Annotated in this window: 9 protein-coding genes and 1 pseudogene; 9 read left to right on the top strand and 1 reads right to left on the bottom strand. The window is 63.1% G+C overall.

What is annotated here, in order from left to right; translation table 11 throughout:
- Positions 1–223, top strand: a pseudogene (locus EN935_RS11010) (efflux transporter periplasmic adaptor subunit); the annotation flags it as partial.
- A gap of 50 nt (positions 224–273) precedes the next feature.
- On the opposite strand, the gene EN935_RS11005 reads toward EN935_RS11010, so the two are convergent.
- Positions 274–1,176: a LysR substrate-binding domain-containing protein gene (locus EN935_RS11005; protein ID WP_127373317.1), complete on the bottom strand. Its 903-nt coding sequence runs from the start codon at positions 1,174–1,176 to the stop codon at positions 274–276.
- A gap of 102 nt (positions 1,177–1,278) precedes the next feature.
- Here EN935_RS11005 and EN935_RS11000 point away from each other — a divergent pair, with 102 nt between their 5' ends.
- From EN935_RS11000 to EN935_RS10965, 8 genes are all read left to right on the top strand, one after another.
- A complete protein-coding gene (locus EN935_RS11000; RefSeq protein ID WP_109663279.1) occupies positions 1,279–2,067 on the top strand; it encodes a 2OG-Fe(II) oxygenase in 789 nt (262 codons plus the stop codon).
- Positions 2,068–2,175: 108 nt separating this feature from the next.
- The gene (locus EN935_RS10995; protein ID WP_127262737.1) at positions 2,176–2,868 is read left to right on the top strand and encodes a GntR family transcriptional regulator; all 693 of its coding nucleotides are present in this window, start codon (positions 2,176–2,178) and stop codon (positions 2,866–2,868) included.
- Between the two features lie 35 nt (positions 2,869–2,903).
- On the top strand, positions 2,904–4,010 hold the full coding sequence (locus EN935_RS10990) for a mandelate racemase/muconate lactonizing enzyme family protein (protein WP_127262738.1): 1,107 nt from the start codon (positions 2,904–2,906) through the stop codon (positions 4,008–4,010).
- Position 4,011: 1 nt separating this feature from the next.
- Positions 4,012–5,196: a mandelate racemase/muconate lactonizing enzyme family protein gene (locus tag EN935_RS10985; protein WP_127262739.1), complete on the top strand. Its 1,185-nt coding sequence runs from the start codon at positions 4,012–4,014 to the stop codon at positions 5,194–5,196.
- Positions 5,197–5,444: 248 nt separating this feature from the next.
- Positions 5,445–7,109 (top strand): ABC transporter substrate-binding protein, encoded by a 1,665-nt coding sequence (locus tag EN935_RS10980; protein WP_109662027.1) that lies wholly within the window; start codon positions 5,445–5,447, stop codon positions 7,107–7,109.
- 155 nt (positions 7,110–7,264) lie between these two features.
- Positions 7,265–8,218 (top strand): ABC transporter permease, encoded by a 954-nt coding sequence (locus tag EN935_RS10975; protein WP_127262740.1) that lies wholly within the window; start codon positions 7,265–7,267, stop codon positions 8,216–8,218.
- Positions 8,215–9,093 (top strand): ABC transporter permease, encoded by an 879-nt coding sequence (locus EN935_RS10970; RefSeq protein ID WP_109662023.1) that lies wholly within the window; start codon positions 8,215–8,217, stop codon positions 9,091–9,093. Before EN935_RS10975 ends, EN935_RS10970 begins: the two co-directional genes overlap by 4 nt.
- On the top strand, positions 9,086–9,852 hold a 767-nt coding region (locus EN935_RS10965; RefSeq protein ID WP_164771080.1), incomplete at its 3' end, for an ABC transporter ATP-binding protein. The genes EN935_RS10970 and EN935_RS10965, both read left to right, overlap by 8 nt.

Genomic DNA, 9,852 nt, shown 5'->3' with positions numbered 1-9,852 from the left:
GCCGCAAACGGCGCTGGGCTCGAGCCAGCTCGGTAAATATCTCTACGTCGTCGGCAAGGGCAACACGGTCGATCAGCGGCTGGTCTCGCTCGGCCCGACGAGCGGCGATCAGGTCGCCATCCTGAGCGGCGTCGCCGAGGGCGATCAGGTGATCACGGGCAATCTGCAGAAGATCGGACCCGGAGCGCCTGTATCGCCGATGCCGGAAAAGCCGGCCACCTGAACACCCCCGTCAGGACCGGCTTCAGCGCGGCGCCCCGACCTTTCCACAGGTCAGGGCGCCGTTTTCGTGAGCAGCTTGACCAGGCCGGCGACATCGGCGCGGTCGGCCTTTGCCGGCGGCATGAACGCGCAGTAGGGATGCCCGAGGCGGACCGAGACGGAGGACAGCGCGATCAGCCGCCCGGCCTCCAGATCGGCGCGTGCCATGACCCGCTGACCAAGGGCGATGCCCAGCCCCAGCCTCGCCGAGGCAATCGCCAGGCTGGACAGGCCGACGCGCCGCCCGTGCGACGGGTCGGGTGAGCGGCTGCCGCCGGAGGCCGCGAACCAATCCGCCCAGGTCGGATGCGAGGCATAGTTCGGTCCCCAATTGGTGTGGATGAACTGGCTCTCGTGCAGATCTGCCAGACTGGGATCGCCATCGCCGTGCCGGTGCCAGAAGTCCGGCGCGCAGACCGGCAGGACGTCGTCATGAACGAGACGAACGAGTTTCAATCCGGGATAGTGATAGTCGCCATAGCTGATGCGCAGGTCGATGTTCTGGCGCATCAGGTCGACCGGATCGTCCTCGACCCGAACGTCGATCGCCATCTGCGGAAAGGCATCGAGAAGTACCGCCAGCCTCGGCGCCAGCCACAGTTCGGCCAGCGAGAACGGCACGCTGACGACCAGACCTGTCCGCAAGCCGCCCTCCAGCATGCGCCGGCCGATCGCCGCGATGTCGCCCAAAGCCTTCGCCGTCTGCGGATAGATGGCGTGGCCGGCGTCGGTCAGCGCGATGCGGTTGCCGCTGCGCACAAACAACTGCTTGCCGAACCAGCTCTCGAGATTGCGGATCTGCTGGCTGACCGCCGCCGACGACACGCCGAGTTCAGAGGCGGCCAAAGTGAAGCTGCCGGCGCGGGCCGCGACCTCGAAGGCCTTGATCGCATTCAGCGGGGGCAACCGTTCCACACCAAGCTCCATAAGTTTTTCTTGCCCAATCCTAACTATTTTCCGCGTTGAGAGAAAGATTTTTTGCCGTCTCATAGGCTCGAAACCTCGGAGCCCATGACGATGAAAGACATCCTCGATCTCGACCGCTATCCGCTCGACCGCGAAGGCAGCGCCGAATGGCAGCGCCTTGTCGAACAATCCATCGCCGCGCTCGAAGCCGACGGCATGTTCAATCTGGAAGGGTTTTTGCGCCCGGGCGTGGCTGAAAAAGCCGTGCGCGAAATCGAGCCGGTGATGGCCGCGCGATCGCATGTGCACAAGCGCATGCACAACATCTACTTCAAGCCTGACATTCCCGAGCTAGGGCCCGATCACCCGGCGCTGCGCAAGGTCGAGACCATAAGCCATACCGTCTGTGCCGACCAGATTCCGGGCAGCGTCGTGCTCGCTATCTACGAATATGAGCCATTGCTGCGCTTCCTGGCCGCAACGATGGGCAAGACCAAACTGCATGTCATGCAGGATCCGCTGGCGCGAACCAACGTCATGGCCTATCGCGCCGGCGAGGCCCTGAACTGGCATTTCGATCGTTCGGAATTCACGACGACGCTGTTGTTGCAGGCAGCGGAGCGTGGCGGCGACCTCGAATACCGCACTGATCTGCGATCTGACGACAATCCGAACTATGATGGCGTCGCCAGATTGCTCGAAGGGCGTGACCCCGATGCAAAAATCCTGCGCATGAAGCCTGGCACGCTGAATGTCTTTCGCGGCAAGAACACCGCGCATCGCGTCACCACAGTCGAAGGCGAGCGTGAGCGCATGATCGCGGTGTTTTCCTACTATGAGAAGCCTGGTGTGATGTTCAGCGCCGAGGAGCGGGTCGGCTTCTACGGCCGCGCAGCCTGAGGCTGAAGAGACAGCCATGCCAGCGGTCCCAAAGAATCCGAAGATGACCTCTTGTTAGATTGTCGACAATCTGCTTGTCTTACTTTCGGTTTCCTTGGGAGCAGCCGAATGGGGAAAGCGGATTTCAGTCCGATCGCGGACACCACGCGCCGCGCCGAGATCGTCGCGTTGCTGCGGCGCGCGATCCTGACCGGCCAGCTCGAACCCGGCCAGAAACTCAACGAGCTCCGTATCTCCGAACAAATGCGAGTCAGCCGCGCGCCGCTGCGCGAGGCGATGCGCGAGTTGGTCCAGGAAGGCATCCTGACCAGCATTCCCTATGCCGGCACCTTCGTCATCGAGGTCACAGCCAAGGACATCGACGATGCCTATTCGTTCAACAAGGTGATGGACGAGCTGGCCATTGAGCGGGCGTGGCCGCTGCGCGACCAGCGCTTCTTCGACGAGCTCGACCGGCGCCACGAAACTGTCAAGCAGGCGACCCGTGAGTTGGACACGACGCGCCAAATCGAAACCGCGCTGCAACTGCATGGCCTGATCTACGAATGGGCCGACAATTCGGTGCTGCTGGAAACCTGGCAACGGCTGACCAGCCGGCTGCAGATGTATTTTGCGCTCCACCAGCATGCCCGCAATGAGCCGGTGCCGCCCGAAGACGTTCACGAAACCTATGTGCGGTTGCTGAAGGGCAAGGACATGCGTGCAGCCCAGCGCCATGCCAGGGAACACATCGATCTCGATTTCGAGGAGCTGCTTTCCTACGCGCGCGGCCTCGAACAACGCCCATCGAGGGGCGCCTGACCCGTTCCCAACATCACAGACAGCGGACAAGACACGTGCAGATCGAGACCATCAAGGCCTACCATGTCGTACAGCCCTTCGTGGACGGGCCCTATCGCATGTCGAAGGGGCGCGAGGCCGACGCTTTCGACGCGGTGATCGTGTCCATTACATCAGACAGCGGCATCACCGGCTGGGGCGAGATGGCGCCGCTCGGCAATTTTTATTCGCCCGCCTTCGCCGCCGGCGTTCGCGCCGGCGTGGTCGAGATCGCGCCGCATCTGATCGGCCACGATCCGCGTGGGCTGGCCAGCGTCGGCCGGCTGATGGACACGGTGTTCAAGGGCCATCCCTACATCAAGTCGGCGCTCGACATGGCCTGCTGGGATCTCGCGGCGCGCGCTGCCGACGTGCCGCTGGTCACGCTGCTCGGCGGTCGGGAGAGCGAGACGGCCGAACTCTACAAGGTCGTCACCCATGGCAGCGTCGACGCCATGGCAGCGCTGGCCAAGCGCATCGTCAAGGACGGCTTTCACCGGCTGCAGGTCAAGGTCGGCGGCAATGTCCATGACGACATCGAACGCGTCACCGCGGTCGCCGCCTCGGTGCCGAAAGGCACGGTCATCTTCTGTGACGCCAATGCCGGCTGGACACCCTATCAGGCGCGCCAGTTTGCCGACGCCACGCGCAGCATCGACTACACGTTCGAGCAGCCCTGCACGACGATCGATGAGAACATGTCCGTGCGCCGCATGCTCGACAAGCCCATGGTGCTCGACGAATCCGTCACCTCGCTCGAAGAGATGCTGGAAATTCATCGCCTGGGCGCGGCCGACGGGCTGACGCTGAAGATCTCGCGGCTGGGCGGCGTGACGAAGACCCGGCAGATACGCGATGTCGCCGTTGACCTCGGCTTCATGATCACCGTCGAGGACACTGGCGGCGCCGAGATCGATACGGCGGCGATGGCGCATCTGTCGCTGTCGACGCCGGAAGAGCGCCGGCTGCACGCCATCGCCTTCCATGAATGGGTGACGGTGCGCACGGCGTCGAACATGCCGCCGGTGACCAGCAGCCGCATGGGCATTCCGGACGGGCCAGGCCTTGGCATCGATGTCGTTCCTGACCTGCTGGGTAAGCCTTTCTTCGTGATCGGCCGCTGAGATGAAAATCCGCAGCATCAAAGCTACGCCGATCAATCTGCGCCTCGAAGCGCCTTACGCTTGGGTGTTCGGCGAGCTCGACGGGTTTTCGCCGACCATTGTCGAGGTCGAGACCGAGGATGGCTTGATCGGCCTTGGCGAAGCGCCGACGCCGGCGGCTGCCGCGATCATCAATGACAGTCTCGCCCCACGCCTAATCGGCCGCGATGCCTTCGACATTGCTGGCGCCGAGCATGTCTGCCTGCCCTATTGGACCGGCGTGCAGTCGATCAACGACCGTACCCGCATCATGGCTTTCGGCGCCATCGAGATGGCGTTATGGGATCTGCGCGGCAAGGCGTGGAACCAGCCACTCTACCAGCTGCTTGGCGGCGCCGTGCGCAAGGACATCCCGTTCACCGACTATTTCTCGCTGCGCGGCGATGGGCCAGAGGTGAAGGGGGAGACGACGCCGGAAGAGGTCGCCGATTATTGCGTCGAACTGCACGAGACACATGGAACGACCTTCTTCGAAGGTAAATTCTCGACCGAGGATCCGAAAGTCTCGCTCAAGATGGTCGAACTGATCCGCCGCAAACTTGGCGACGATGCGATGATCCGCATCGATTCCAACCAGGCCTATTCGCTCAGCACCGCGCGTCGGCTGGCGCGGCCGTTGGAAGAGCTCGGGGTGCGCAATTGGGAGGATCCGGTGGCGACCATCGAGGAGATGCGCGAATTGCGGCGCCATTGCTCGATCCCGTTCTCGACCCATAACATCGACATTGCGCGCGCCATGGAAACCAAAGTGCCGGACGCCATCGTCGGCAACCCGACGACGCATGGCGGCATTGGCCGCCTGCTGCGCTTCGTCGGCGCTTGCGAGCATGCCGGCATCGATTTCTGGTGCTACAGCGGCGACAGCGGCATCGGCAGCGCTGCCTATCTGCATCTGTGCGCGGCACTTGGCTGGATCAGGGAGCCAAACCAGTCGCTGTTTCGCATGCTGCCGATGGATGTCACCGAGGAAGGACCATTCTCCCCAAAGAACAACGTCGTGCGCGTGCCGGAAGGTCCCGGCCTTGGCGTCACCCTGTCGCGGGAACACCTCGCTGCCTGTCACAGAGACTTTACCGAGAAAGGACCGTGCAACAAGTATCATGACCCGGCAAAGCCTGGGACCTATCGCCGTTTGCCGCTGAACTAGATGACGGCAGCGGCCAAGACCAGTGACCAAGAGACGAGAAGCCAGCCGCCGCGACTTCGGTCGGGAAGGTCGGACAAGACGGTGGAAGCAAGTGCAGCCAAGAATCCGGCACGTCCACGCCACGACTGGATGGACCGGACAAAACCACATGCTAAAGTTCCGGTCGACAGACCTCTCTGGCGGCCGAAAAACGGAGCAGTCCACGAAATTTCGTCAACCATAAGAAATAGGGGAAAGGGTAAAAACCCATGAGCAAGAATTACAGCATTCTCGACCTGATCCGGCGCAATCGCTCGCCGCTTGAAAATCACCTGATCGACGGCCTCGTCGACGGCAGGGTCAGCCGCCGCGACTTCGTCCGCCACGGCAGCCTGCTTGGCCTGTCGCTGCCGCTGCTCGGCCGTATCGGCATGGCAGCCGGCCTCGGCGGCATGCCATCGCTGGCGCGCGCCCAGGGCACGCCTGGCGCCACCATCCGCGTTGCCAGCAGCGTGCCTGCGGCGACGATCGACCCGGTCACCATTGCGGACGCCGGCGGTCTGCTGGTGATGCAGCAGGTTGCCGAATTCCTCTGCGTCGACGGCCCCGACCTCGTGCTGCAACCGGCACTTGCCGAAAGCTGGAAGCCGAACGACACCGGCACGGTGTGGACTTTCAAGCTGCGCAAGGGCGTAAAATTCCACAGCGGCGGCGAGATGAAGGCCGACGACGTCGTGGCCAGCATCGACCGCCTTGCCGACCCGGCAAACTCGTCCAACGCGCTGTCGGTGTTCAGCGGGACCCTGCAGAAGGGCGCCTCAAAGAAGGTCGACGACTACACGGTGGAATTCCACCTCGACGCCCCGAACGGCAACTTCCCCTACATGCTGTCGTCCGACAATTACAATGCCGTCATCATCCCGGCGAGCTACAAGGGCGACTACGAGAAGAGCTTCGACGGCACCGGACCGTTCAAGATCGAGAAGTACACGGCAAAGGTCGGCGCGTCCTTCGTCCGCAACGAAGACTATTGGGGGCCGAAGGCACTGCCGGAGCGCACCGAATTCACCTTCTTCACCGACACGCAGCCGCAGATCCTGGCGCTGCAGGGTGGACAGGTCGACATCATCAACCAGCTGCCGGTGCTGGCCGGCGTCGCACTGCTCAACGATCCGAACATCGACATCATCAGCCTGAAGTCGTCGGCCCATCAGCAGCTGCACATGCGCTGCGACGAGGGCCCGTTGAAGGATGCGCGCGTGCGTCGTGCCATTGCGCTGTGCCTCGATCGCGACAAGCTGGCCGCCGGCCTGATGAAGGGACGTTCCGCACTGGGCAATGACAGCCCGTTCGCCGCCGTCTACCCTTCGACCGATACGAGCGTGCCGCAACGCAAGCAGGATATCGCGCAAGCCAAGCAGCTCATGGAAGCAGCCGGCCTTGGCCAGGGCTTCAAGATAACGCTGACCACCGAACGCTATCTGGAAATCCCTGAATACGCCCAGCTCATCCAGAACTGGGTCAAGGAGATCGGCGTCGAGCTCGACCTCAACATCCTCGACCAGGGCGGCTATTACGGAGACGCGGTGTTCGGCAAATCGAACTGGCTGGATTCGGTGATGGGCATCACCGACTACGGCCACCGCGGCGTGCCCAACGTCTACCTAGCGGCACCGCTGAAGAGTGAAGGCACCTGGAACGCGGCGCACTTCAAGAACAAGGACTATGACGCGCTGGCGACCAGCTATATCGCCGCACTCGACCTCGAGGCGCAAAAGGCGACAGCAGGCAAGATCCAGAAGCTGCTGCTCGAGGAAACGCCGGTCATCTTTGGCTACTTCTACGACTATCTGACGGCGACGGCGAAAGGCGTGGCCGGCGTGCAGCCGACCGCGATGTCGCAGCTGTTCCTCGACAAGGCATCGAAGGCCTGAACAAACTCGTTGTTGGAGCATGATCTCCGGACAAAACGGTTCCCGTTTGTCCGAGAAAACCGGTACCCACTTTTCGGGATCATGCTCAGAAGGGAAAGCCAATCCTCTAACAGCCAGCTCCCGCATGGGGGCTGGCTCCACAAGGAGTCTTAGCCATTCTCTCCTTCCTTACCCGGCGTGTGTCGCTGTCGCTGGTGACGCTGTTTCTGCTCAGCATCATGGTGTTTCTGGGCGGCCAGGTGCTGCCCGGCAATGTCGGGCGTGCCATATTGGGCCCGTTCGCCGACCAGCGCGCGGTCGATGCGCTCAATCACACGCTCGGCGTCGACCGCCCGCTGCTGACCCAGTACTGGGGCTGGATCTCCAACTTCGTCCAGGGCGACATGGGCACGTCATACATCTTCCGCTCGCCGGTCGCGCCCTTCGTCATCGATGCGCTGGGCAATTCGATGAAGCTTGCGGCGGTCGCCTTCGTGCTGGTGGTGCCGATCGGCATCCTCGGCGGGGTCGTTGCCGCACTCAATCTCAACCGCCCGCTCGACCGCATCATCAGCCTCGGCGGCCTGTCGGTGACGGTGCTGCCGGAGTTCGTCACCGGCATCATCCTGATTCTGATCTTCGGTGTCTGGCTGCGCTGGCTGCCGATATCGGCAGCATGGCCGCGCAATGCCGGCTTCTTCACCCAGCTCTATTACCTGATCCTCCCTTCGCTGCCGCTGTTCCTGGTGCTGTTCGGCTACATCGCCCGCATGGCGCGCTCCGGCATGATCGAAGCGCTTGATTCCGACTACACACGAACGGCCGTGCTGAAGGGCCTGCCGTGGCGCACGGTGATCTGGCGGCATGTGCTGCGCAACGCGCTGTTGCCGACCATCACCGTCATCGCAACGCAGACCGGTTATCTCATCGGCGGCCTCGTGGTCATCGAAACGCTGTTTCGCTACCAGGGCATCGGATCGCTGATCTTCACCGCCGCGCGCGGCAAGGATTTCCCGATGCTGGAATCCGGCATTCTCACCATCGGCATCGTCTATGCCGTGGCGACACTGATCGCCGACTTCCTCTATTCCATGCTCAATCCGCGCATCCGGCTGGGGTCAGATCAATGAGCGCCGTCCAAAGCACTTCCCCCGTTCCCGACGACACGCGCCGGCGCGGCCCGCTGGCCGAGGTCTTTTACTCCCTGCTGCGCTCGCGAACCTTCCTCGTTGGTCTCGCCATCGTGCTGTTCTGGGTTGCCTGCGCGCTGTTCGGCGAGCATTTCGCGCCTTACGATCCGCTCGCCGACGACATCATCAATGCGCTCGCACCACCTTCTTCCGAACACTGGTTCGGTACCGACCAGATCGGCCGTGACGTCTTCTCGCGCGTCATCGTCGGTTCGCGCGACATCCTCACCGTCGCCCCGCTGGCGACCTTGCTGGCGACGGTGGCCGGCACAGCGCTTGGCCTTATCACCGGCTATTTTCGTGGCCTCGTCGACGATGTCGTCAGCCGTATCCTCGAAGCCTTCATGGCGATCCCGGTGGTCATCGTCGCGTTGCTGGCAATCGTTGCGCTCGGCACGTCGAAGACGACGGTCATCGTCGTCATCGGCCTGAGCTTCGCGCCGATCATCGCGCGCACCGTGCGGTCCGCGGTGCTCGCCGAGCGTGAACTCGACTATGTCGCCGCCGCGCAGCTTCGACATGAAAGCGCATTGCATACGATGTTCGTCGAGATCCTGCCCAACGTCATCCCGCCGATCCTGGTCGAGACCACCGTGCGGCTCGGCTATGCCATTTTCGCGGTCGCCACGCTCTCGTTCATGGGCTTCGGCATCCAGCCACCCTCTCCCGACTGGGGGCTCTCGATCTCCAACAATTACGGCATGATCGGCGGCGGCTTCTGGTGGACGGTGCTGTTCGATGCGCTCGCCATCGCCTCCTTGGTGATCGGCGTCAATCTGGCGGCCGACGGCGTTCACGGAGCGCTCAATGACTAGTTCCGCCAAGGCCAAAAACGCACTCGAACTCACCGATCTGTCGGTTGCCTACCGCGTCGCCGGTCGCAACCGCGCGGTGCTGCGCAACCTCAGCCTCACCATCGGCCAGGGCGAGGCCTATGGGCTGGTCGGCGAATCCGGCTGCGGCAAATCCACCGTCGCGCTCACCGTCGTGCGCTATCTGCCGCGCAACGGCTCGATCACTGGCGGCGCCATCTCGCTCGACGGCCAGGACGTGATGAAGCTGGACGCCGAGGCGCTCAGGCGGGCTCGCGCCGAAAGCGTCTCCATGGTCTATCAGGACCCGGGCAAGGCGCTGAACCCGTCGATCCGCGTCGGCCGGCAGCTGACCGAGATTTTTGAACTCGGCGGCGTCTCGGGACAAGCGGCTACCGACCGGGCGATCGCGATGCTCAACCGCGTCCGCATCTCCGATCCCGTCAGCGTCATGCAGCGCTACCCGCACCAGCTTTCCGGCGGCATGCAGCAGCGCGTGGCGATTGCCATGGCGCTGGCCAACGATCCCTCAATGCTGATCCTCGACGAGCCGACCACCGGCCTCGATGCGACGGTGGAAGCCGAAGTGCTCGACTTGATCGCGCAGCTCAGGCAAGAACTGTCGGCCTCGATCCTGTTCATCAGCCACAACCTCGCTGTCGTCTCCAACATGTGCGACCGGGTCGGCGTGCTCTATGCCGGCATGCTGGTCGAAGAAGGGCCGACGGAGGTCGTGTTCAACGATCCGCGCCATCCCTACAC

Source organism: Mesorhizobium sp. M7D.F.Ca.US.004.03.1.1 (assembly GCF_003998635.1).
Taxonomy (GTDB): domain Bacteria; phylum Pseudomonadota; class Alphaproteobacteria; order Rhizobiales; family Rhizobiaceae; genus Mesorhizobium; species Mesorhizobium loti.
This window is presented reverse-complemented; position numbering and strand designations above follow the sequence as displayed.

Bases quoted from the DNA above. Each gene is read 5' to 3' on its own strand.
- EN935_RS10995 (WP_127262737.1), top strand. From the start codon at position 2,176: ATGGGGAAAGCGGATTTCAGTCCGATCGCGGACACCACGCGCCGCGCC.
- EN935_RS10985 (WP_127262739.1), top strand. From the start codon at position 4,012: ATGAAAATCCGCAGCATCAAAGCTACGCCGATCAATCTGCGCCTCGAA.
- EN935_RS11000 (WP_109663279.1), top strand. From the start codon at position 1,279: ATGAAAGACATCCTCGATCTCGACCGCTATCCGCTCGACCGCGAAGGC.
- EN935_RS10980 (WP_109662027.1), top strand. From the start codon at position 5,445: ATGAGCAAGAATTACAGCATTCTCGACCTGATCCGGCGCAATCGCTCG.
- EN935_RS10970 (WP_109662023.1), top strand. From the start codon at position 8,215: ATGAGCGCCGTCCAAAGCACTTCCCCCGTTCCCGACGACACGCGCCGG.